Raw genomic sequence first — 23599 nt, forward strand, 5'->3', positions numbered from 1 at the left:
GGCGGGGTCTCGACAAGCTCGACCGGTGGCCGACCGAAGCTGGCCGACCAACGGTGGTGCGTGTCAGTTGCGGTTGATCGTGAACGTCGAGGTCGTGTTCTCGATGTCGCGGTAGTTGTTCTCCAGGGTGAGGTTGTTGAACGTCACCGAGCCGACGGCCGGACCCTGCCCCGCCTCCGGCATCGGGTTGGCCCAGATGCCGTACCCGGACCGGTCGTCGTACTGGTCGCCGCTGCGCTGGGCACCGGTGATCGACACGTCGGTGAAGACGGTGTCCTGGATCGGGTTCACCGGCCGGCCGCCGAGGTACTGGGTCTGGAACATGATCCCGGAGTACGTCGGGTCCACGATGTCGAGGTCGTTGACCCGGATGGCGGTGAACGCCTTCGAGGCCGAGAACATCCACACCGCCGGGAACACCTGGTCACCCCAGAAGTGCCCGCCGGAACGCACGACCGAGATGCCCTCGAAGGTGGTCGGCGCCGGGCCGAACCCCTCCATCGGGTACCCGAAGTCCAGCGAGCTGATGGTCACGCCGGAGTAGACGAGCGTGTCCGCGATGTAGATGTTGCGGAACGTGTTGTCCTGCCCGCCGTAGACGGCGAGACCGGCGGCCCGCCAGGTGTTCGTCGACGTCAGGTTCTCGAACACGTTGCCCCGCTGGCCGCTGCCACCGGCGTCGGTGGCGGCGAACAGCGCGAACGAGTCGTCCCCGGTGCCGCGTGCCTGGTTGTTGTGCACGTGGTTGTTCGCGCTGCCGTTGGTCATGTTGAGGGCGTCGGCGAACGTGTTGCGGATCCGGGAGTCCTTGATCTCCGAGTCGTCCATGTTGGCCGCCCAGAACATGCAGATCATGTGCTCGACCCAGATGTTGTCGATGGTCATGTCGGAGATGTTGGCGAAGTCGAACACCTTGCCCGGACCATCGATCCGCGAGGTGTAGTTGCCGAAGTACGCGAAGTCGCGGAACGTCGAGCCGTTCGCCGTGCCCTCGGCCCGGAACCCGATGTCCGTGTTCTCCTGCGAGGCCGGTGCGTGGAACCGCGTGAACCACGGCCCGGCGCCCACGATGTCGACCGCCTTGCCGTAGACCTGGAACTTGTTGGCCGTCTGGTAGTCGCCGGCGGGGAGGTACACCCCGGCCAGCTTGCCCGTCGTGTCCATCCGGAACCGGTCGAGCGCGGCCTGGACGTCCTGGTGGGAGAATCCGGCGGGCTCCACGTACCGGGCCGGGTCCGGGTTGGCCTGCGGGGTCGCCTGCTCCAGGTCGACGAAGTCGACGGTGTACCGGCTCGTGTTGCTCGCGGTCTTCTGCAGCCGGATGGTCGACCCCGCCTCGACGGTGGTACCCAGCAGGGCGTTCGCCTCGTCGTAGATGTGCCGGGGCGCACCCTGACCCGGCTGGTTGCCCGGGCTCGCCTCGGGGCCGTACAACCACGCGTAGCGCGAGGTCAGGTCGATGTTCTTGAGGAACTGACCGTCGACGTAGACGGCCAGCGTGGCGTTGGTGCCGCCACCGCCCGCGGCGTCCGGCATGGAGAACCGCACCACGAGGGAGTTGGCGGTCGCCCGCGTCGTCCACTCGACGTAGGCGCCCGTCCTGTCCAGGGTGACCGCCCGCCGCCCGGACGCCTCGCCGGCCAGGTCACCGACCACACGGTTCGGTCCGACGGCGACCGCGCCGCCACCCGAGACGCCGTCCTCGGCCTCATAGGTGTCGAACGGCATGTCCGCACCGCGGCCGATGAACAACGACTGCGTGACCTCGTTGTTCGCGCGCTTGGCCGCGTCCTCCGTCGGGTCGGCCGCCGCCGTGACCGTGACGTCGTAGGAGCCGTCGGCGGCGGTCCAGGAGCCGAGGTCCACGCTCTGGCTTGTGCCGCCCGCCGCGATGGCGCCCGAGACGGAGCCCGTCAGGGTGCGGACCACCGCACCCCGGTCGTTCCTCACCGTGAGCGTGAGGCCGTGCGCGCCGGAGCTGGTGGCGAGCGTGCCCCGGTTCGCGATCCGGGCCGAGAACTTCACCGTCTCGCCCGCAGCCGGGGTGGTCGGCGTCCACGACACCGTCGGGACCAGGTCCGAGCTGGCGATCTCGGTCACCACCAGCGGGTCGGGGCGCACGAACGCGTTGTCCGTCTCGGACTGCTCCGCGACCGCCCCCGACGGGTCGGCGGTGGCGCCGATCCTGTAGGAGCCCGCCTCCTGCGAGCCGATGTCCGCGGTGACCGTCGCCTCGGCGCCCGGGTCGAGCGCACCCACCCGACCGGTCGCCACCGGGTCTCCGTCGACGGTGAACGAGACGTCCGTCGCGGCCGAGGCCTTCGACCCGATGTTCCTCACGACGGCGGACAGGGTGACGTCGTCCGACTCCGTGGGCGACGCCGGGTCAGCAGTGATACCGGTGACCGTCAGGTTCGGGTTGGCCGCGGGAGCGCCGAACACCTGCAGCTCGGCCACCTGCCCGTTGCCCGAGCCCGTGTTCCCGGTGAACCGGAGCCGCACCTCGCGCGCGGTCCCGCTGACGGGAACGGTCACGGTGTTACCCGTCGCCGGGTTGAAGGCATGGCCCGCCGACGGCGCCAGCGTGGCCCAGTCGTCCCCGGAACCCGCGCGGCCCTGCACCTCGAAGGTCTGGGTCCGCGGCCCCCACGCCGCGGCCGGCGGCAGCTTCACCACGACGGCGCTCAGCTCGGCCGGGGACGCCAGCGTCACCGCGAGCGTGCTCGGGTACTGTCCGCCCGCACCCTCCCAGTACGTGGCGGTGTCGCCGTCGTTGGCGTTCGTGGCGACGTACGTCCACTGCGTCGACGACGCCTGGATACCGCGGCCCGCCGCGAGATCGGTGCCCTCCACCGGCTCGTCCGGGTCGGGAGCCGTCCGCGTGCCCCGGACCTCGAGCTCGGACAGCTGGCCCGCCGGCCAACCGCTGTTCGCGGAGACGGCGACCCGCAGGTAGCGCGCCTTCGTGTCCGGGACGTCGATGGTCACCGTGTTGCCCGACGCCGGATCGAACCGCCGCTGGGCGCTCGCGGCAAGGGTCGTGAAGCTGGAGCCGTCGGTGCCGGCCTGGACGGACAGGGTCTGGGTCCGGGCCTCCCACGTGGTGGGCAGCCGGAGGACCACCTCGTCGACCGTCGCGCCGCTGCCCAGGTCCACCTGGGCCCACTGCGGGAAGTTGCCGTTGGTCGACTCCCAGTAGGTGGCCGGGTTGCCGTCGGTCAGGTTGTCGGCGAGGTAGGGCGCGTTGTTGCTGCTGGCTGCCGCGGGCGCGCCTGTGGAGAGGACGTTCGGTGCGGCGGCGGCGGTCACCGGCACAAGGGTTGCCGCCGTGAGGGCGGCCGTCGTCAGCGCCGACAGGAGAGCGGGAGCTCGTCCCGGTCTGGGTCCCCGGCCCGGTACATGGCGTGGCGTGGCGTTGCGGAACATCGTCGTCCCCGATCTCCCGTCGTCGTTGACGGGTGTCGTCACTGGATAGATCTTCGGTACTTGCCGCGACTCTGTTGATAAATGTGCAGTAAGTTGTCGACTTCTTGCGCTGTGACGTCTCGGACAGTACTGACGGCACGGTTGGGGCGTCAAGGGCCGCATGGCGTGGACCGGTTCGGTCGGGCCCGTCCGGGACGTACGCTCGGCACGAAGCCGAACGACCTGGAGCACTCGTGACCGACCCCGCCACACCCGTACCCCTGCCCGAGAACCTGTCGGTGAACCTGCCCGACGCCCTGCGCGACCGAGCCACCGCGCTCGACGCTGCCGATCCGCTGGCCGGCTACCGCGACCGCTTCGCCCCGAGTGACGGCCTCGTCGCCTACCTGGACGGGAACTCGCTCGGCCGGCCGCTGGCCGCCACGCGCGAGCGGTTGGCGTCCTTCGTGGACGGGCCGTGGGCCGCACGCCTGATCCGGTCCTGGGACGAGGGCTGGATGGACGCGCCGACCGAGCTCGGCGACACGCTGGGCCGAGTGGTCCTCGGCGCGGCCCCGGGGCAGACGGTCGTCGCCGACTCCACGACGGTGCTGCTCTACAAGCTGGCCCGCGCCGCGGTCGACGCCCGGCCGGGCCGCCGGGTGATCGTCGCCGACACGGAGAACTTCCCCACCGACCGGTTCGTGCTGCAGGGCATCGCCGCCGAGCGCGGCCTGGAGCTCCGCTGGATCACGCCCGACGCCGAGTCCGGCGTGACACCGGAGGACGTCGCGGCCGCCGTCGGGCAGGACACCGCCCTGGTCCTGCTCAGCCACGTCGCCTACAAGTCCGGGTACGTCGCGGACCTTCCGGCGATCACGCGGATCGTGCACGACGCCGGCGCGCTCGTCCTGTGGGACCTGTGCCACTCGGCGGGCTCCGTCCCGCTCGACCTGGACGCCGACGGCGTGGACATCGCCGTCGGCTGCACCTACAAGTACCTGAACGGTGGGCCCGGTTCGCCGGCCTTCGCCTATCTGGCCGCCGGCCTGCAGGACGAGGTGCGTCAGCCGGTCCAGGGCTGGATGGGGGCCGCCGACCCGTTCGCGATGGGCGCCGAGTACGAGCCCGCCGCGGGGATCCGCCAGCTCATCAGCGGTACGCCGCCGGTGATCGGGATGCTGCCGATGCGCGACATGCTCGCGCTCATCGAGGAGGCCGGCATGCCCGCGGTGCGCGAGAAGTCGTTGGCGCTGACCGGGTTCGCGACGGAGATCGCCGACGAGTACCTGGCCGGCGTGCGCGTGTCCTCGCCGCGTGACCCCCAGCGCCGGGGGAGCCACATCATGCTCGACCACCCGGACTTCAAGCGCGTGGTCGCGGCCGCCTGGGAGCGCGGAGTGGTGCCGGACTTCCGGCCACCGCAGGGCCTGCGCGTCGGCTTGTCCCCGCTGAGCACGAGCTTCACGGAGGTCGCGAACGGCCTCTGGCTGATCCGAGACCTCGTGGGCTGACGAACCACCTCACCCCGTTGAGTGCTGGATATTTGTGGGGTCGAAACGTTCTGACCGCACAAATACCCAGCACTGAAACGAGCGGGGGTGGTCAGGGGAGGTTTCGGCGGACGACCTTGCCCGTCGGGTTGCGGGGCAGCGACTCCAGGAAATGGACGTCGCGCGGCAGCGAGAACCGCGGGAGCCGGTCCCGTAGTCGGTCGAGCAGGGCGTCGGCGGTGAGCGTCGCGCCGTCGTGCAGCACCACGTACGCGGCGAACCGGTTGCCGAACTCGTCGTCGGGCACGCCGAACACGGCGACGTCCGCGACCTCCGGCAGGGCGGCGATCGCGTCCTCCACGGGTCGGGGGAAGACGTTCTCGCCCCCGGAGACGATCATGTCGTCGGCCCGGCCGACCACGTAGAGCCGGCCCTCTGCGTCGATCCGGCCGCGGTCACCGGTGGCCATCAGGTCGCCGAACATCGGCTTGCCCGCGCCGTTGGTGTACCCCTCGAACAGCATGCCGTTGCCGACGCAGATCTGGCCGACGTCGCCGCGGGGGACCGGGCGGCCGTCGTCGTCCAGGATGGCGATGCGGGTGCCCAGGGGCGGGCGGCCCGCGGTCGTGGGCTCGGCGGCCAGGTCCTCGGGGGTGGAGATCGAGGCCCACGAGGCCTCCGTCGAGCCGTACAGCCCGTACAGGACCGGGCCGAACTCGTCGAGGAACTGGGTGACCCGGTCGGGCGGCATGGCCGAGCCGGAGTAGGCGACGACGCGCAGCGAGGACGTGTCGTACCGGGCCTTCACCTCGGCCGGCAGGTCGAGGAGGCGCTGCAGCATGACCGGCACCGCGATCAGCGCGGTCACCCGGCGTTCCGCGATGACCCGGAGCACCTGCTCCGGGTCGAACCGGCGCTGCAGGACCAGCTCGGCGTGCAGCGCCATGCCCAGCTGCAGGGCCGCGAGACCCCAGGTGTGGAAGATGGGCGTGGTGATCATCATGCGGTCGCCGGTCCGCAGCGGGATGACCGACAGCAGCGACGCCGCCTCGCTCAGCCCGTGGGGCTGCGGGCGGCGGGCACCCTTGGGCGTGCTGGTGGTGCCGGACGTCATGACGACCGTCCGGCCGGGCCGCTCGGGTACGGGAACCTTGGCGGGGTCGCCCGCGGTGATGAGCTCCGCGAGGCCGGGAGCGCCGTCGTCCGACCAGGTGCTCAGGATGCGCAGGCTTGTGGGCAGGTCGGGCTCCTTGTCCAGGAACTCCTGGTCGGCGAGGAAGAGGGCCGGACCCTGTTCGGCGACGACGGCCGAGACCTGCGCGGGGGACAGGCCGGAGTTGAACAGCAACGTCGTCGCGCCGACCTTCGCCAGCGCCACCATCGCCTCGATCAGGCCGCCGTGGTTGCGACACATCAGGCCGACCGGGGTGCCGACGCCGACGCCCTGGTCCCGGAGGGCGTTGGCCAGCCGGTTGGTGCGGTCGTCGAGCTCGCGGAAGGTCAGGGTGCGCCGGTCGTCGACGACCCCGGTCTGGTGCGGGGCGCGGACGGCACTGGCGCGGTACCCGCCCGCGATCGACGGCCCCCAGGTGATCAGCTGCCAGATCGCGCCGACGTCCCGGTGCACGCGCAGGCCGGGGGCGAGGACGCCCGACCGGACGAGATGGAAGCCCTGGTTGATCAGGTTCTCCCGGCGGTCGACCTGCGCCAGGCCGTCGGGTCGTGTCCCTGTCGCTCCGGTGGTCACCACGTCGCCCCCTTTGGCTCGCCGCTATTGCACTCGCATTCAATAGGAAACGGGCACGCGGATCAACCCCGGCGCGGGGCGGGGCGAGAGTCGGGCGAGGGGCCGGGCGAGGCGCCGCCGTCGGCCATGGAGCGGCCGCCACACCACTACGAGGTCCAAGTATCTCCGTTCTGAATCGGTTCAGAACGGAGAAACTTAGACCTCGAAGGTGACGGCGACGCGGTCAGGTCAGGGAGAGCGCCAGGGAGCCCAGGGACTTGAGGGTCTCCTCCGCGGCCTGCTCGTCGTAACCGCGGGTGCACACGGAGATGACCAGTGTGTCCGGGCCGGGCTCACCCACGAACGCGACGTCGTGCCGGATGCCGTCGACCCAGCCGGACTTGGAGCCGAACGGGGTCCCGTGCGGCACGGCGGCCGTGAGCAGGCGGTCGGTCTGGCGGCCGAGCATCTCGCACATCCAGATGGTCCGCTCTGGGCTCGCCAGCCTGCCGGTGACCAGGGCGGACATCAGGAGGCACAGGTCGGCCGCCGTCGTCCGGTGCGAGGCTCCCGCCTGCTCCGCGGCCAGGTCGGAGTACTTGCGGCCGAACACCGAGTCGATGGCGCCGGCGTCGGCCAGGACCTTGTTCACCGCGGGCAGGCCCACGCGATCGGCGACCATGTTCGTGGCCTCGTTGGAGGACACCACGATCATGCGTTCGACGACGTCGCCCAGCGGCATCGGCGTGCCGTCCAGCGGGAGGCCGCCGTCGACGTCGTCGGGTTCGATCGTGTACTCGCCCGCGCCGGGCACCTGCGACGTGAAGGTGCGGGTGGCGGTGCAGGTCTCGTCGAGGCTCGCCGTCCCGGCGTCGAGCTCGCGGGCCGCGGCCACCAGCACCGCGAGCTTCACCGTCGAGGCCGCGTAGAAGTCCAGGTAGTCCTGGCGCGCCGCCAGCACCTCGCCCGACGCCCGGGCTATCCGGTAGGCCACCACGGGTACCCCGTCGCTGTGCGTCCCTGTGGACACCATCTCGGTCCGTCCTCTCGTCGATCCTCGCCCTGGCCGTACGACGCCCGGGTCCTGCTGATCTCCGGTCCTACCTAGCCCCGGTCCTGCTTCGTCCCGTCCTCCTTCGCGGCCTCGCGGACGACGTCGGCCCACGCGTGGACCAGCGCGCGCGACTGCGCCTCATTCTCGGTTGCATGGACCATCGCGGCCGCGGCCAGCGCCTCCCGGTCGATGCCCTGCTCGGAGAGCGCCGCCTCGTCCCACGTCGCCACCCGCTCCGGCCGCGCCTCGGGGTGGAACTGCAGGCCCCAGGCGCGATCGCCCACGCGGAACGCCTGGATCGGGCACTCGCCGCTCGAGACCAGCAGCGTCGCCGACGGCGGCAGGGTGGTCACCGAGTCCTCATGGTTCTCGATCATCCACAGCGGCTCGTCCGGGACCCCCGGTAGCACACCGAAGACGGGGTCGTCGGCGGCGGCGGGCAGCACCGTGAGCGGGCACATGCCGCGCTCCGTCTCGCCGGACCGTGCCGTCACGCCGCCGCCCGCGACGTGCGCGAGCAGCTGGCCGCCGAGGCACAGGCCGAGCAGCGGCATCCCGGCGTCCAGCGCCTCGACGGTCAGCCGCCGCTCGCGCGCCAGGAACGGGTGGTGCACGTCGTCGTCCGGCATGAAGCCGCCGCCCAGCAGGACCAGGCCCCCGAACCCGTCGAGACTCTCGGGGAGCTCGGCGCCGGGAACGAGGACGGGCTCGAGGCCGGCCTCGGGCAGCCACTGTTCGAGCCGGCCCATCAGGCTGGTGGGCGAGTTCAGGACAACCAGGACACGCGTCATACCTCGACCCTAGGGTCCACCAGCTCTCGCGCGAAGTGACAGGCCACCACGTGGGAAACGTCCGAGGCGGCACCAGGAGAGGTGTCCGCGGAGCGGGGGACCAGCGCGGGCACGTCCGTCTCGCACATCGTCGGGACCAGCCGCAGACCCAGGTCGGGCCGGCCGGCAGGCGGCTGCGCCGGGGCCGCGTCCGTGCGTGCCTCGGGCAGTGTCGGCGCGAGCCAGCAGCGCGTGTGGAACGGGCAGCCGGACGGCGGGTCGACCGGGGAGGGTGGGTCACCCTCCAGGACGATCGCACCGACGCTGCCGGTCGGACCGACGCTGCCGATCGCACCGACGCTGCCGGTCGAGCTTGTCGGGACCCGGGTCTCGACAGGCCCGGCCACCGGCGTGGGCTCCACCGGGCGGCTCGACGTGACCAGGCGGACCGACGGGTCGGGCACGGGCACGGCCGACAACAGTGCCTGGGTGTACGGGTGCTGTGCCGCGTCGTACACCTCGGCCTCGGCTCCCTGCTCCACGATCCGCCCCAGGTACATCACCGCGACGTCGTGGGCGATGTGCCGCACCACGCCCAGGTCGTGCGCCACGAACAGGTACGACAGGCCGAGCTCCGCCTGGAGGTCCTCCAGGAGGTTGATGACCTGCCCCTGCACCGACACGTCGAGCGCGGACACGGGCTCGTCGCACACCAGGATCTTCGGCCGCAGCGCGAGTGCGCGGGCGATCCCGACACGCTGCCGCTGCCCGCCCGAGAACTGGTGGGGGTATCGGTTCGCGTGATCCGGGTCCAGGCCGACGAGCTCCAGCAGCTCGCTCACCGCGGCCCGCCGTCCGCCGGCCGGGTCGATGCCGTGGATGGCGAACGGCTCGCCCACGATCTCGTTCACCGACATCCTCGGGTTCAGCGAGGTGTACGGGTCCTGGAACACCATCTGCACGTCCCGGCGCAGCTGCTTGCGCCCGGCCCGGGACAGGCGGGAGACGTCCTCGCCGTCCACGAGCACCTGGCCGCTGGTCGGCGTCTCGACGCCGACCAGCACGCGCGCGAGCGTCGACTTGCCCGAACCGGACTCGCCCACCAGCCCGAGGGTGCGGCCCCGGTCCAGGGTGAGCGAGACACCGTCGACCGCCTTGACCGCGCTGACCGAACGGCGCAGCAGGCCGTTGCGCACGGGGTAGTGCTTGACGAGGTCACGCACCTCGAGCACGGGCTCAGCCATGGTCCCCTCCAGAGTCTCCGCGGTCGTCCCCACGGTCGAACGCCGTGGCGGCCGCGTTCCCGGCGGCCGTGGTGCGACCCGTGCTGTGCTCGTCGGCGCCGTCCGGTGCCGGCTCCTGGCCCGCCATGATGTCGGACGCGAAGTGGCAGGCCGACATCCGGCCCTTGGCCGGGACGGCGGCCGGCGGTACCTCGGTGCGGCACACGTCGCGGGCGGCGTCGCAGCGCGGGTGGAACGGGCAGCCCGACGGCCTCGCCGCAAGACTCGGCGGGCGCCCGGGGATCACGGAGAGCCGTCCCGTTCCGGAGGCGGACGGGATCGAGCGCAGGAGCGCCCGGGTGTACGGGTGGGCCGGCGCGGTGTAGGCAGGAACCACGGGTGCCTGCTCGACGGCGCGGCCCGCGTACATGACCGTGACGTCGTCCGCGACGCCGGCCACGACGCCGAGATCGTGGGTGATCAGCACCAGGCCCATCTGCCGCTCCGCCTGGATCTCGGCGAGCAGCCGCAGCACCTGCGCCTGGACGGTGACGTCGAGGGCGGTCGTGGGCTCGTCCGCGATGAGCACCGCCGGGTCCAAGGACAGGGCGGAGGCGATCATGACGCGCTGCCGCATGCCGCCGGAGAACTCGTGCGGGTACTCCTTGACCCGTGCCTTGGCGTTCGGCACCTTGACCAGATCGAGCAGCTCGACGGCCCGCTTGCGGGCGTCCGCGCGGGACATCCCCCGCCGTGCGCGCAGCGCCTCCGTGAGCTGGTAGCCCACCGTGTGCACGGGGTTGAGCGCGGCCAGCGCGTCCTGGAACACCATCGCCACCTGGTCGCCACAGCGCGCCCTGTGCTCCTTGCGGCTCAGCGCGAGGAGGTCCACGCCGTCGAGGCGCGCGGTGCCTGCCGTCACGGTGGCCGTGTCCGGCAGCAGGCCCAGCACGGCCAGCGACGAGACCGACTTGCCCGAGCCGGACTCGCCGACGATGGCGAGGGTGCGGCCTGCCTCCACCCGGTAGGACAGCCCGTCCACGGCACGCACCTGGCCGGCCGGGGTACGGAACTCGACGCTGAGGTCGGTCACCTCCAGCAGCGGAGGAGGCGCGCAACTCTCGTCCTTGTTCACGGTCTTCTCCTCCGCCGCGCTCCGCGTGCGGCTCATGAGCTCAGCCTCGGGTCGAGGGCGTCACGCAGGGCGTCACCGAGCACGACGAGGGCGAGCACGGTGGCGACCAGGCAGATCAGGGGTGCGAGCAACACGTGCGGCGAGCCGCCGAGCACCCACTGCGAGCCCTGCTCGATCTGGATGCCCCAGCTCGTCGCCGGGGGGCGCACCCCGATACCGAGGAACGACAGCACCGCCTCCGCACTGATCACGCCGGCTACCGAGGTGGGCAGCAGCGCCGTGACCGTGCCTATCGCGTTCGGCAGCACGTGCCGGCCCATGATGCGCAGGTCGGAGGCACCGAGGGACCGCGCGGCCGTCACGTAGTCGAGGTTCTTGGCCTCCAGCGTGGCGGCCCGGACGTAGCGGGCGTACGGCATCCAGCCGAACAGGATGAGCACGACCGCGGGCAGCAGGATGACGTCGAACGTCCCGGCACCCAGGTCGACACCCTTGAACAGGGACAGCACCAGCAGCGCCGCCAGCAGCAGCGGGATCACGAGGAACACCTCGACGGTGCGGGACACCAGATAGTCCACCCAGCCGAGGTAGTACCCGGCGAGCAGGCCGAGCGTGACGCCGATGACCAGCGAGACGCCGACCACGACGATCGCGAGCAGCAGCGACGGGCGGACGCCGTGCACCATCGTGGCCAGCACGTCGCAGCCGAGCGCATCGGTGCCCAGCGGGTGCTCACCGCCCCAGCCCTGGGGCGCCGTCCGAGCCTCCCGGATGGGGCAGCTCCGCGGGCTGGTGTCCGTGAACAGCCGGGGGAAGGCCGCCATCACCGCGAAGAAGACGAGGACGGCCGCCGCAGCGATCGTGTCAGGCCTGCGCCGGAGCGTGCGCCAGGCGTCGGCCACCGGGCTCGACGACGCACCCGATCCCCGCGGCACCGTAGGAGTGGGGGTGGCGGCGTCACTCATAGCGGATCCTCGGGTCGAGCAGGGCGTAGGCGATGTCGACGACGATCATCACCACGACGGTCACGGCGGCCAGCAGGGTGACGATGCCGAGCACGAGCCCGACGTCGTCGTCGCGCACGGCGCCCCACAGGACGCCGCCCATCCCGTAGATGTTCATCAGGCCCTCGGTGATCACGGCGCCACCCAGGGCCTCCGTGAAGGTCAGGCCGACGGCGGTCACCACGGGAACCGAGGAGTTGCGCACCACGTGGTGCACGACGACGTGCCGCTCGCCCAGGCCCTTCGACCGCGCCGTACGCACGTGGTCGCCCTGGTAGGACTCGAGCTGGCCCGCGCGGACCAGGCGGATGAACGCCGCCGAACCGGCCAGGCCCAGCAGGATGCCCGGCACGAGCACCGTGGCCCACGGATGCTCCGGGTCGAACGACGGCTTGAACCAGTACGGCGGCCAGCTGTCCTCGCCGAACGTCTCCTCGGCCCATCTGCTGAGGGGGACTGCGACCACGTAGCGGTAGACGATCAGCAGCACGAAGACGGGGAAGGCGTCGATGAGCACCGACGTGAGGCGGATGCCGTGGTCTCCCGGAGAGCCGCGCCAGCGGGCGGCGACGGAGCCGAGCACCATGCCGAGCGCCAGCCAGGTGACCAGGACCACGCAGAACAGGCGGAGCGTGTTCGGTGCCGCGGTCGCGACGATGTCCGAGACCTCACGCCCGCGCAGGTTGGTGCCGAAGTCGCCCTGGGCGTACTGGCCGAGGCGTTCGACGAACGGGCCGAGGCACGGGTTGCCCACCTGGTCGAAGCAGGGGTCGTCGAGGTTGAAACGCTGCTCGACGACGGCGATCTGCGCCGGCGACGCCACCTTGTCCCCGAAGAACGCCTGCGCCGGGTTGCCGTTGAGCTGGATGGCGACTGTCGTGAGCAGGTGGAGCAGGAGCATCACGAGCAGCAGCGTGCCGACGGCCTGCAGCACACGCCTGAAGATGTAGCGGCCCATGGATTCCTTCGGTCGTCCATGACCGCGAGGTAGTGCCGTGGTGCGTCGGTGGCACTACCTCGCGGTGATCACGTGCGGGTGGTCAGCTTGCCGAGACCTCGATCTCACGCAGGATCGGCGCACCCGAGAAGGGGTTCAGGATCACGTTGTCGAGCCGCTCGCTGTAGTACGTGGCGCTGAAGCTCCAGCGGAACGGGATGGTCGGGAACTCCTCGGCCAGGATGGCCTCCGCCTCCTGGTAGAGGGCGACGGACTCGTCCAGCGACCCGGCCCTGGCTGCCTCGTCCAGCTTGTCCTCGAACTCCTCGCTGTACCAGCCCCAGTGCCCCGCTCCGGGCTCGCCCGAGGCGTAGAAGCTGAGGTAGTTCTCGTTCAGCGGGTAGTCCGGGAACCAGTTGTTCCGGAACATGCCGTCGTAGCCCTGCTCCGCACGGGTGGTGAAGTAGTCAGGGTCGATGTTGAGCTCGTACGGGATGCCGAGCACCTCCTCGATCGAGTTGCCGATCGCGGTGAAGTACTCCACCTCCGCCTCGTCGTCGCCCAGGCTGATCTGCAGCTTCTCGCCCTCGGGCCAGCCGCCCGCCTTCTCCAGCGCCGCCTTGGCGGCCTCCGGGTCGAAGACGCACCACTCGCAGGTGCCCGCCTCGCCACCGGGCACGCCACCAGGGACCACCCAGGAGTCGGCAGGGGTGGCCTGGCCGCTGCCCAGGGAGCCGATGATGCCCTCGCGGTCGATCGCCATCGAGATGGCCTTGCGGAACTCCTTGTCGTTCCACGGGCCCTCGGTGTAACCGGAGAATCCGAGGTACGTCAGGGCGGCCCCGGGGCGCTCGATGTAGCGTTCGGCGAGCTCGGGGTCGTTCTTGGCCGCCTCGACCTCTGCGGTCGGCGGGAACGAGAGGTCGAGGTCGCCGGTCTTGAAGTCGGCCCACCCCGCGGTCTCGCCCGTCGCGTACTCGGTCCAGTGGATCGTGTCGTACTCAGGGGTCTCGTCGAGCGGGTAGTCCGCCCACCTCTCCGCGGTGAGCTCCTGACCCTGCGACCACTCGGTGACCCGGAACGGGCCGTTACCGATGGGTTCGAGGGCGCACTTCTCGACGTCGTCCAGGCACTCCTGCGCGACGGGGAAGAAGCCGGTGTAGCCGAGCATCGTCGCGAAGCCGGCGAACGGAGAGTTCAGCGTGACCTCGAGCGTCAGGGGGTCGACGACGTTCAGTCCGGACAGCTCGTCAGCCGCGCCCTCCTTGACGATCTCGCCGTCGTCGTCCGTCTCCGGCTGCATCTCGTCGTAGCCCTGGATGATGCTGAAGAAGTAACCGGAGTACAGACCGTTGTCACCGTCGGCGGTGTAGTTCCAGGCGCGGGCGAACGCCTCGGCGTCGACGGGCTCCCCGTTCTGGAACGTCAGGTCCGGCTTGATCTTGATGGTCCAGACCGTGTTGTCGTCGTTCGGCTCGATCGACTCGGCCACGTAGTTGTACGGCTCCGTGGTCTCCGGGTCGTACCGCACCAGGCCGTCGTAGACCACGTCGAGAACGCTGATGTTGTCGTACGCGCCGGCGTCGCCGGGGAACAGTGTCTCCATGTCCTGGCTGATCCAGGTCTCGAGCGTGACCGGGCCCTCGGCGTCGTCGTCCGCGGTCTGGCTCGGGGTGCATCCTGCGAGCGCCAGCGCCACGGCGGCGCACGCGGCAACCGTGGCGAGCGGCGCCCTTCGTCCTGCTCGTGCATGCGTCATTGCTTGCCTCCCCAGTTCGTCTCCCCGATCAGAGGTTGGGGAGGTTTGGACCATATCGCCACGGGAGGCCCGTTGCGTGGAAACTCGTGTAAACCATCTGTAACGATTCGTCAGGGCCCCTTCCTCCCTGGGGCAGGAGGAACCAGGTCCGGACCGGGTGGAGGCCGGAGTTGTTTCTGTTTCAACCTTTCGGGACAGCAACAACTCCGGCCCCTGGCTCAGCGCCGCACAGTCACCGGATCACTCGTCGCGGACGCCGTCGCGCCGTCCGCGGCCCGGGCCGTGACCTGCACGGAAAGCGCGTGCCCGACGTCCCACGGCTTCACCTTGTAGGTCGTGCCGTCGCCGGACGACTTGCCGCCGCCGTGGACCGGCTCGCCGTCCCGGAGCCACCGGTACGTGTACGTCGCCTCCTGCGACCACGTGCCCGGTTCGGCCGTGAGGACCTTGCCCTTCACTGCCTTGCCCGTCACCAGCGGCGGGGTGAGGCTGACCAGCCCGGCGTCGGCCACGAGCAGGCCCACGCCCCAGCGGGCGGTGGACTGGTAGCCGGTCCCGGTCGGGTCCGCCCAGTTCCGGACGGCGGTCCGTGCGCCGTCCGTCGCGTCGTTGACCTGGAAGTCCAGGCCGTGGAACGTGCCGAGCCCGCCGTAGGACAGCAGGTCGACCGATGCCTCGACCCGGTACCCGCCGTCGGTCCGGGTGGTGGCGGTCGCCACGCGAGCGCGCTGCGCCGCCTCGTCACCGGTCCCGAACGACACGGCGTTCTCGGCCGAGATGCGGATCTGTGTGTCGTCGGCCCGGTAGCCACCGTTCTTCGCGTTGCCGCCGTCCACGTAGATCTCCACGGAGTCCTGGATCCACGGGTCGGAGCCGGAGACGTCGACGGCGGGGTCGGCGACGTCCGCCAGGACGTACAGCGTGCCGTCCCGCCACAACGTGCTGACTTCTGCCACCGCGCCGCCCGAGCCTTCCACCTCCTTGGTGGTGGACACCTCGCCGGCCGTGGCCCACACGTCGTCGACGTCGCCGTCGATCACCGGTGCCGCGGTGGCCCGCGGGACCTCCAGGTACGACAGCTCCTCGATCAGCGTCAGTGTGCCGAGAGCACCCGGCGAGTTCCACGCCGTCGACGCGTCGCCGCTGGTCACCTGGGCGTCGAAGGTGACAGTGCCGCCCTCTTCGAGGGCCCCGGGCAGGTGCACGACGACGTCGTAGCCCCCCTCCCGCTCCGTCACCACGGCATCCGCGCCGTCGCCGGTCACGGAACCGTCGCGGCCGACCACGTACTCCGCGTCAGGACCGGCCTCCGTGCCACCGAGCACGAGCGTGACGGCGTCGCCGGGGATGGCCTCGGCGTCGTCCACGGAGACGAACGCCGTCAGGTGGTCGGACGCCCAGCGCAGCTGGAACGCGGCCTCGCCGCCGTCCGGCGCGGCGAACGTGTGCCTCGGCAGCCGGTCCCACTCCGGGGACGCCGTGGCGGTCCCGTCCAGCGGCACGTCACCCGCGAACACGTTCGCGGTGCGCAGACGCGCGGGGAGCTCCGCCCCGACCGCACCGTAGTAGGCGGGCTTGGCCTGGTACCGGTCGTCGAAGATCAGCGGCGCGCCGCTGTCGACCCGCCACGACCGGCCGTCGGTCAGGCCCCACGCCGTCACGCAGAACAGGTGCTCGGCGTGGGTGCGGAACACGTCGAACGCGTCCCGGAAGTAGTACCCCTGGTCGATCAGCCGGGCCTGGCTCACCGGCGTGCCCGTCGTGACGTCGAGCTCGGTGACCGCCTGCGTCACCGGCAGGTCCGCGAACCGCTCGATCGCTCCCTCCAGGGCGCTCACCGGCATCGCGAGCGACACGTGGAACTGGTGCCCGACACCGTCCACCGGAACCCCGCGTTCCAGCAGCCGCTCCACCAGCGCGCGGTACCGGTCCTGCTTGCCGCCCTGCTCCGTGTTGTAGTCGTTGATGAACAGGGTCACCGGCCGGTCCGCACCGGCCGACGGCGGCGCGGCGTACGTCTCGTTGAACGCCTCGTCCGCGTACCGGAACGCCAGGTCGATGTACTCCTCGCCCAGGACCCGGAACCACTCGCTGCGGCGCAGGCCGTCCGGGTTCTCGCCGCCGTCGGACACGACCTCGTTGACCACGTCGAACGCGACCAGCGGGTTGGTGTCCGAGCCGAAGGGCCCGTAGTCGGCGCTGAGGTCCTCCGCGATGGCGAACACGTGCTCGCGCAGGCGCTCGCGGAGGATCTCCTTGCCCGTCTCGTCGGCGGGCAGCGGCTCGCCGGCGTCGTCCTGGAAGAACCAGTCGGGCGTCTGGCTGTGCCAGGCCAGCACATGACCGTAGACACGCAGGTCGTTCGCCTGGGCGAAGTCCATGAGCGCCGTCGCCTCGGGATGCCGGCGGAACGTGCCGTCGGTGTCGTACCAGGCCTCTGGCTTCATGTGGTTCTCGGGGGTGATCTGGCCGAAGTGGCGGTCCAGGAGCTGGGCGGCGGCGCCCGACGTCTCGCGGCTGTCGATCGCGACGCCCACGGGGAAGTCGGTCGTCTCCTTGATCCCGGTCAGGTCCTCGATCAGCGGCGGCTCGGGGACCGAGACCACGATGTCGTCGACGAGCCAGTCGCTGGTGTTCCCGCCGTTGTAGGCGGTCTCGAAGTACAGCAGGGCGCTGTCGTGGGCCGGCATGGTGAAGGTGGAGGTCACCTGGGTCCAGCCGGTGCTGGTGATGCCGTCGAACTGGCCGAGCGTCGCGAAGGTCTGGGCGCCGTCGGTGGCGGTCGCCAGGCTCAGCCAGATGTCGCCGGTCGCCTGGCCCTCGGGAAAGCGGACCCAGGCCGAGACGTCGTACGTGACGCCCGCGCGCAGCACGCCGGTGACGTCGCGGCCGATGCCGTCGCCCGTGGCATCGCGGCCGGTGAGCGCCGCCGAGCGGGTGGAGTCGTGGGCGTCGGAGTCGGTGACCGCGAGGATGAAGTCCGAGGCCTCGGTGCCGTTGCGCGGCTCCCAGCCGCCGAGCGTGCCGTCCTCGAAGTCGGTGCTGATCACCGGGCCCGACGCCGGGGGAGTGCCCTGGGGGAGCACGAACTCCCAGCCGTCCGCCAGCCGCTCGGTGACGACCGTCCGGACCGCGGCGAGGGTGCCCGACCGGTCACCGCCGCCGTCATGGGCCAGGACGAGCTCGCCCGGCACCATCGCGGCGCGCAGGTTGCCGGTCAGGGTGTCGACGTCCTGCGTCTCCCAGTCGGCGATCGTGTTCCGGACCGCGAGCGGCTGCATGCCCAGCTCGACGGCGACGCCGGGGGTGACGCCCCACGAACCGTTCGGGGCGCGCCAGAAGGGGATCTTCTGGTTCGGGTTGCCGAGCGCGTCGCGGATGATGCCCATGTTCGCGACCAGGTCCGCGCGCACCCGCTCCTCGGACCAGGAGCCCATGTCGGCGTAGCCCGTCGAGTGGTTGCACAGCACGTGGCCGTCCGCGACGATCCGGCGAAGGAGCGCGGCCCCGCCGTCGGCCTGGATGTTCTGGCCGATCACGCAGAACACCGCCTTGATGTCGTGCTCCGCGAGGAAGTCGAGCAGGGCGGGTGTCGTGCCGGGGTTGGGACCGTCGTCGAAGGTCAGGGCCGAGACGTCGCCGCTGCCTCCCGCCGCGTAGGCGGGGGTCGGTACGGGGTTGATCGCGCCGCCCGGGACGACGTCGCCCGGCGCGACGGGGTCAGAGGTGGTCACCATGATGTCGTCCACGAGGATCGTGTAGGGCGCGTCCTGGTCGGCGCTGCCGAGGTAGGCCTGCAGCTCGGCAGGGTCGCCGTCGGCCGTGTACGTGCCGGTGACGGTGGTCCAGTCCGAGCCGATGGTCGTGTTGCCGACCCAGGTGTAGGTCGGCTTCATGACGAACCGGACACCCGAGCTGGCGGGCGCGGGCTGGCCGGGGTCGGCGCCCTCGGCGAGGCGGGCGCGCATGCTGAAGGTGTAGGTGGAGCCGGGCTGGAAGATCCCGGTGGGGGACTGGAGGCCCTCGTAGTCGGCCGCTCGGGTGATGGCGAGGACCTTGCCCGTGCCGTCGGGGCCGGGGTCGGGTACGACCTCGAGACCCGCGCCGCCGCTGGGTGTCCAGGTGCCGGTGGTGCCGTCCTCGAAGTCGACGGAGGTGACGACCGTGTCGGCCGTGGTGCGGGCGGTGGCTGTGACTGTAGTGGCCGGCGTCGTGCTGGCGCCGGCGGCGCTCGCGGGCGCCGCCCCGAGGGCTCCGGCAGCGACGAGCACTGCGAGGCCAGCGGCTGTGAAACGATTTCGCTTTGGTGGGTCTACCGGGGTGAAACGATTTCGACGCGGCATGCTGCGCTCCCTTGCGCGTGTCTCCGATGGGGGCGAACGCCGGAGCGACGGTGCTGCGGCGGTCGTAGGGGCAGCGTAGCCAGCGGTGGCGCCGCAGTCGAGAGGCGCCGCTGGACGCCGACGAAAGGCCCGGCGTCTACCCAGCGGTTGGGCCCGAACTCGTACGGACTTCGGGCCCAATCACTGGGTAGACGCCGGGGTGCGGCTCAGGCCGGGAGTTCCTTCATCGCTCCCTTCGCGATGCGCAGCCGGCGGGGCGTCCGGGCCGCGACCACCGAGTCGTGCGTGACCAGCACGATCGTCAGGCCCTGCTCCTTCCACAGGCCCTCGATGAGGTCCACGATCTCGTCGCGGGTCTCCTCGTCGAGGTTGCCGGTGGGCTCGTCCGCCAGCAGCACCTTCGGGTTCTTCACGAGCGCACGCGCGATGGCGACGCGCTGCTGCTGTCCGCCCGACAGCTCACCCGGCAGGTGATCACCCCGGTCGCCGAGACCCACCGAGTCCAGCGCGGCGAGGGCGCGCGCCGTCCGGCTCTGCCGCGCGATCTTCGAGGGCACGAGCGCCGTCTCCACGTTCTCCAGCGCGGTGAGCGTGGGGATGAGGTTGAAGTTCTGGAACACGAAGCCGATGGTCTCGGCACGCGCGGCGGTGAGCTGGGTATCGCTCATGGCGGCGAGATCCTTGCCGTCGAGCTTCACCGTGCCCGACGTCGGACGGTCCAGCCCGCCCAGCATCTGCAGCAGGGTGGACTTGCCGCCACCCGTCGGCCCCTGGACGGCCACGAGCTCGCCGTCGCCGATCGTCAGGGACACGTTCTTGAGCGCGCGTACCTCGCGCTTGCCCTGGCGGTACGTCTTGGTCAGGTCGTCGATCTGGTACATGGGTCTACCTCTTCTCGGGTCGGGGCTCGGTCGGGCTCACGCGAGGGAACGGAGGGCCTCGGCGGGGCGCAGCTTCGCCGCCCGCCGCCCGCCGACGACACCGGCGAGCAGCCCGCCCAGCACGGCCAGCCCGATGGCCGCCAGGACGATCCACAGGCTCACGGGCGCTTGCAGCACGATGTCGACCGCGTCGCCCGCGGCGCCGGCGAACGCGTCGGGGCGTTCGCCGAACGCACCGCCCCCGCCGCCGTCCGGTGCGGTGCCGCCGCCCTGGACGGTGCCGGCGGGGCCGGCGCGCATCATTTCGCTCGCCCCGCCCATGGTGAGACCGCCGGATGCGCCGCTGAGCGTGATGCCCGCCAGGTTCACCGCCCACACGGCCAGCACGCCGAGCGCGAGGCCCGCAGCTCCGCCGATGAGGCCCTGCACCACGGACTCGCCGGCCACCTGCCCCACCACCCGGTTCCGGCTCCAGCCGATCGCCTTGAGCGTGCCCAGCTCGCGCGTCCGGCGGTTCACGCCGGAGACGGTGAACAGGATCGCGAGGCCGAAGGCGGCCGCGAGCACGATCGCGCTCAGCCAGGTGCCGAGCGTGCCGACCAGGTCGGACGCGGTGGAGAGGGATCCGGTGACGCCCTCGGCGAGGTCGGACTGGGTGCTCACCGACGCGTCGGGCAATTCGCTCTCGATGGCGGCGGCCACCGCGTCGACGTTCTCGGCCGAGTCCACCTGTACGTAGACGTCGGTGACCTGGTCCGCGAGGTCCGCGAGGGTCTGGGCCGTGGCGAGCGGGAGGTAGGCGTCGGACGCAGTCGCGACGCCGTCACCCGTCGTGGACGAGACGGTGCCCACGATCTCCAGGTCCTTGCCGCCCACCGTGATCGTGTCGCCGACGGCGAGCTCCTGCTGCTCGGCGTAGGTGGCATCGAGCACGGCGACGTTCTTGTCGTCGGCCTCCAGCGTCCGGCCGTCGGCGACCTCGGCAGTGGTCAGCGGTCCGACGGCGGCGGCGTCGGGGTCCACGCCCGTGACCGTGAACCGGTTGATCTCGAAGGACGAGCCGCCCGCCGAGCCGTCGCCGGTGCCGTCCTGTCCCATCCGCAAGGTGACGTCGCCGGCGCCGCTCTCCTCCATGGCCGCCAGGTCCGGCATCTCGCCGGAGAAGGACATGTTCTCCAGGTCGAGCGACGCGGCGACGCCGGACACGTGGTCCAGCCCGGCGACCGTCTCCAGGGCGGAGGCGTCGAACGGCGCAGTACCCATCGCCGTGCTGAGGCGGTCGTCCGAGAGGTCGCGCGTGCCGTCCTCGTTCGCCTCACCCTCTCCCTCGTCGAAGTCGAAACGGCCCGGACTGCTACCGGCCGCGACCGGTCCCTCGCTGGGCTGGTCGACGGTGATGTCGGTCCCGACGCCGTAGACGGACGCGAGTACCTCGGACTGGGCGTCCTTGACGCCGGTCGATACCGCGTTGACGACGATGACCAGCGCGATAGCTACCGCGAGACCGATCGCCACCACGACGGTCTGCTTGCGTCTGTTGCGCAGCTCTCTGCGCAGATAGGTGAAGAACATGGGTTCCTGCCTGGGGTCGGGATGGGGCATACGGGACGTTGGTGTCCGTGCGCGGACCGTCTCGCGGGCCGTAGCGCCGCGCCCCGGGGAACGGGTGAGGGGCGGGGCGATCGCCTCACGGGGCGGTCCGCGCCGGACCATCCGGACGCTAGGTGGGCCTGCTGTGGTGAGCCTGTCGTCAACCTGCGGTGACCCTGTGAACCGCAGGCGTACGGCGTCGTCCCACGCCCTGGCCGTCCGGGGCGGGCGGACCGTGGACGGTTGCCCGCCTCGTCGCGGGACGTCCTAGGCTGAGGCCGTAACCTCCGAGCAACATCCTTAGAAGGAGACCCCGTGGCTAGCATCGAAGCCGTTGGAGCACGCGAGATCCTCGACTCGCGCGGCAACCCCACCGTGGAGGTGGAGATCGTCCTGGACGACGACACCTTCGCCCGTGCGGCGGTCCCGTCCGGCGCATCGACCGGCGCGTTCGAGGCCGTCGAGCTGCGTGACGGCGACAAGGGCCGTTACCTGGGCAAGGGCGTCGAGAAGGCGGTCGCGGCCGTCAACGACGTGATCGCCCCCGAGCTCGTCGGGTACGACGCCGAGGAGCAGCGCATCATCGACCAGGCGCTCCTCGACCTGGACGGCACCCCGAACAAGGGCAAGCTGGGCGCGAACGCGATCCTGGGCGTGTCGCTCGCCGTCGCGAAGGCTGCCGCCAAGAGCGCCGGCCTGGACCTGTTCCGCTACGTGGGCGGCCCGAACGCCCACGTGCTGCCCGTGCCGATGATGAACATCCTGAACGGCGGGTCCCACGCGGACTCGAACGTGGACGTCCAGGAGTTCATGGTCGCCCCGATCGGCGCCCCGACGTTCCGTGAGGCGCTGCGCACCGGCACCGAGGTGTACCACTCCCTCAAGTCCGTGCTGAAGGAGAAGGGCCTGGCCACCGGTCTGGGCGACGAGGGCGGCTTCGCGCCGAACCTCGGCAGCAACCGTGAGGCGCTCGACCTGATCCTCGTCGCCATCGAGCGGGCCGGCCTGACGCCGGGCAAGGACGTCGCGCTCGCGCTCGACGTCGCCGCCACGGAGTTCTTCTCCGACGGCGTGTACGCGTTCGAGGGCGGCAAGAAGACCTCGGACGAGATGATCGCGTACTACGAGCAGCTCGTGGCCGACTACCCGCTGGTCTCGATCGAGGACCCGCTGTCCGAGGACGAGTGGGGCGCCTGGGCCGGGCTCATGAGCAAGGTCGGCGACAAGGTGCAGATCGTGGGTGACGACCTGTTCGTCACCAACCCCGAGCGTCTCGCCCGCGGCATCTCCGAGAAGTCGGCGAACTCGCTGCTGGTGAAGCTCAACCAGATCGGCACGCTCACCGAGACGCTGGACGCCGTGACGCTGGCCCAGCGCAACGGCTTCACCACGATGACCTCGCACCGCTCCGGCGAGACCGAGGACACCACCATCGCGGACCTGTCCGTCGCGACCAACGCGGGCCAGATCAAGACCGGTGCCCCCGCCCGTGGCGAGCGCATCGCCAAGTACAACCAGCTGCTGCGCATCGAAGAGGCGCTCGACGAGGCCGGCACGTACGCCGGTCGGTCGGCTTTCCCGCGCTTCCAGGGCTGAGCCCGACAGAGCTGACAGAGGCCGACTGGTCGAGCCCGCTCACCAGGCGGCTCTGAGGAGTCCGCTTCGACCAAGCGACCCGGCATGTGTCTCGTCCGAGACGCGTGCCGGAGGGCTTGGTCGGGGCGGACCTTTGCTTTGACACACGGCGCGCCGGAGGTAATGCCGGTACAAAGGCCTGGCGAATCGGCACAATCGACCCATGCCTTCCTCACGTCGCCCGGCGCGACCCTCGGGTGCGGCGCGCGGCTCGGGCGCGCGCCCGTCATCGACCCCGCGCGCGGCGTCGGGTGCTGCGGGCGCGAAGAAGACCAAGGGGGCGACTCCCGGGCCCACCGGCAAGTCCGCGCCGAAGAAGCCGTCCGGTTCGACAGCCAAGGGCGCCACGCCCCGGGGGGCGACGAGCAGGGGGACAGCGGGCAAGGGAACGACGGGCAAGAGCTCGGCGGGCAAGAACACGACGAGCAAGAGCACGACAACGCAGGGCGCCGTCAGGAAGCCGGGCGGGTCGTCGCCCCGGGCAGCCGGCTCACCGCGGACCAGGGCGACACCGCGGTCGGCCTCCGGCGCGTCCGCCGGCCGCAAGCCCGCGGCGCCGTCGTCCGCGGGCCGCCGCACGGCCGCGCCGCGGAGCGCCCCGGCCCGGTCCGCCGCGCGCCCCGGCACGGCTGCCCCCAGGACCG

The 23599-nt window shown here is 71.3% G+C and carries 14 protein-coding genes and 1 pseudogene; 3 read left to right on the forward strand and 12 right to left on the reverse strand.

What is annotated here, in order from left to right:
• Positions 1–63 precede the first annotated feature (63 nt).
• Complete coding sequence (locus LUU90_RS23445) at positions 64–3309, reverse strand: discoidin domain-containing protein (protein ID WP_275006376.1); 3246 nt, start codon at positions 3307–3309, stop codon at positions 64–66.
• Between the two features lie 350 nt (positions 3310–3659).
• Between LUU90_RS23445 and LUU90_RS23450 the strand changes: the two genes are divergently transcribed.
• Positions 3660–4919 carry a kynureninase gene (locus tag LUU90_RS23450; RefSeq protein ID WP_425596293.1) on the forward strand — a complete coding sequence of 420 codons (1260 nt, stop codon included), beginning with the start codon at positions 3660–3662 and terminating at the stop codon, positions 4917–4919.
• Between the two features lie 91 nt (positions 4920–5010).
• Here LUU90_RS23450 and LUU90_RS23455 read toward each other — a convergent pair whose 3' ends face one another.
• The 11 genes from LUU90_RS23455 to LUU90_RS23505 form a co-directional block, all read right to left on the reverse strand.
• Complete coding sequence (locus tag LUU90_RS23455) at positions 5011–6648, reverse strand: AMP-binding protein (protein WP_275006377.1); 1638 nt, start codon at positions 6646–6648, stop codon at positions 5011–5013.
• Between the two features lie 220 nt (positions 6649–6868).
• Positions 6869–7657: a serine hydrolase gene (locus LUU90_RS23460; RefSeq protein WP_275006378.1), complete on the reverse strand. Its 789-nt coding sequence runs from the start codon at positions 7655–7657 to the stop codon at positions 6869–6871.
• Between the two features lie 71 nt (positions 7658–7728).
• Positions 7729–8469 carry a type 1 glutamine amidotransferase gene (locus LUU90_RS23465; RefSeq protein ID WP_275006379.1) on the reverse strand — a complete coding sequence of 247 codons (741 nt, stop codon included), beginning with the start codon at positions 8467–8469 and terminating at the stop codon, positions 7729–7731.
• Positions 8466–9692 carry an ABC transporter ATP-binding protein gene (locus LUU90_RS23470; RefSeq protein WP_275006380.1) on the reverse strand — a complete coding sequence of 409 codons (1227 nt, stop codon included), beginning with the start codon at positions 9690–9692 and terminating at the stop codon, positions 8466–8468. Before LUU90_RS23470 ends, LUU90_RS23465 begins: the two co-directional genes overlap by 4 nt.
• Complete coding sequence (locus tag LUU90_RS23475) at positions 9685–10842, reverse strand: ABC transporter ATP-binding protein (protein WP_275006381.1); 1158 nt, start codon at positions 10840–10842, stop codon at positions 9685–9687. The genes LUU90_RS23470 and LUU90_RS23475 overlap by 8 nt, the downstream gene beginning before the upstream one ends.
• Entirely contained in the window at positions 10839–11771 is a 933-nt protein-coding gene (locus tag LUU90_RS23480) for an ABC transporter permease (RefSeq protein ID WP_275006382.1), read from the reverse strand. The genes LUU90_RS23475 and LUU90_RS23480 overlap by 4 nt, the downstream gene beginning before the upstream one ends.
• The gene (locus LUU90_RS23485; protein WP_274996972.1) at positions 11764–12768 is read right to left on the reverse strand and encodes an ABC transporter permease; all 1005 of its coding nucleotides are present in this window, start codon (positions 12766–12768) and stop codon (positions 11764–11766) included. The genes LUU90_RS23480 and LUU90_RS23485 overlap by 8 nt, the downstream gene beginning before the upstream one ends.
• Positions 12769–12850: 82 nt before the next feature.
• Positions 12851–14506, reverse strand: coding sequence for a peptide ABC transporter substrate-binding protein (locus LUU90_RS23490; protein ID WP_275006383.1), 1656 nt, complete (start codon positions 14504–14506; stop codon positions 12851–12853).
• Between the two features lie 218 nt (positions 14507–14724).
• Positions 14725–18777, reverse strand: coding sequence for an endo-1,4-beta-xylanase (locus LUU90_RS23495; protein WP_275006384.1), 4053 nt, complete (start codon positions 18775–18777; stop codon positions 14725–14727).
• A 278-nt stretch (positions 18778–19055) separates the two neighbouring features.
• Positions 19056–19730, reverse strand: coding sequence for an ABC transporter ATP-binding protein (locus LUU90_RS23500; RefSeq protein ID WP_275006385.1), 675 nt, complete (start codon positions 19728–19730; stop codon positions 19056–19058).
• A gap of 36 nt (positions 19731–19766) precedes the next feature.
• Positions 19767–21302 carry an ABC transporter permease gene (locus LUU90_RS23505; RefSeq protein WP_275006386.1) on the reverse strand — a complete coding sequence of 512 codons (1536 nt, stop codon included), beginning with the start codon at positions 21300–21302 and terminating at the stop codon, positions 19767–19769.
• A 333-nt stretch (positions 21303–21635) separates the two neighbouring features.
• Between LUU90_RS23505 and eno the strand changes: the two genes are divergently transcribed.
• Positions 21636–22916, forward strand: a complete 1281-nt coding sequence (gene eno, locus LUU90_RS23510; protein WP_275006387.1) for a phosphopyruvate hydratase — start codon at positions 21636–21638, stop codon at positions 22914–22916.
• A gap of 202 nt (positions 22917–23118) precedes the next feature.
• Positions 23119–23599 (forward strand): annotated as a pseudogene (locus LUU90_RS23515) (hypothetical protein); the annotation flags it as partial.

It is taken from the genome of Promicromonospora iranensis (assembly GCF_028994775.1).
GTDB classification, from domain to species: Bacteria; Actinomycetota; Actinomycetes; order Actinomycetales; family Cellulomonadaceae; genus Promicromonospora; species Promicromonospora iranensis_A.

What these genes read in the sequence shown, in the direction of transcription:
- LUU90_RS23480 (WP_275006382.1), bottom strand. Translation starts at nt 11,771, where the DNA reads ATGAGTGACGCCGCCACCCCCACTCCTACGGTGCCGCGGGGATCGGGT.
- LUU90_RS23505 (WP_275006386.1), bottom strand. Translation starts at nt 21,302, where the DNA reads ATGTTCTTCACCTATCTGCGCAGAGAGCTGCGCAACAGACGCAAGCAG.
- LUU90_RS23460 (WP_275006378.1), bottom strand. Translation starts at nt 7,657, where the DNA reads ATGGTGTCCACAGGGACGCACAGCGACGGGGTACCCGTGGTGGCCTAC.
- LUU90_RS23490 (WP_275006383.1), bottom strand. Translation starts at nt 14,506, where the DNA reads ATGACGCATGCACGAGCAGGACGAAGGGCGCCGCTCGCCACGGTTGCC.
- LUU90_RS23475 (WP_275006381.1), bottom strand. Translation starts at nt 10,842, where the DNA reads ATGAGCCGCACGCGGAGCGCGGCGGAGGAGAAGACCGTGAACAAGGAC.
- LUU90_RS23470 (WP_275006380.1), bottom strand. Translation starts at nt 9,692, where the DNA reads ATGGCTGAGCCCGTGCTCGAGGTGCGTGACCTCGTCAAGCACTACCCC.
- LUU90_RS23465 (WP_275006379.1), bottom strand. Translation starts at nt 8,469, where the DNA reads ATGACGCGTGTCCTGGTTGTCCTGAACTCGCCCACCAGCCTGATGGGC.
- LUU90_RS23500 (WP_275006385.1), bottom strand. Translation starts at nt 19,730, where the DNA reads ATGTACCAGATCGACGACCTGACCAAGACGTACCGCCAGGGCAAGCGC.
- LUU90_RS23485 (WP_274996972.1), bottom strand. Translation starts at nt 12,768, where the DNA reads ATGGGCCGCTACATCTTCAGGCGTGTGCTGCAGGCCGTCGGCACGCTG.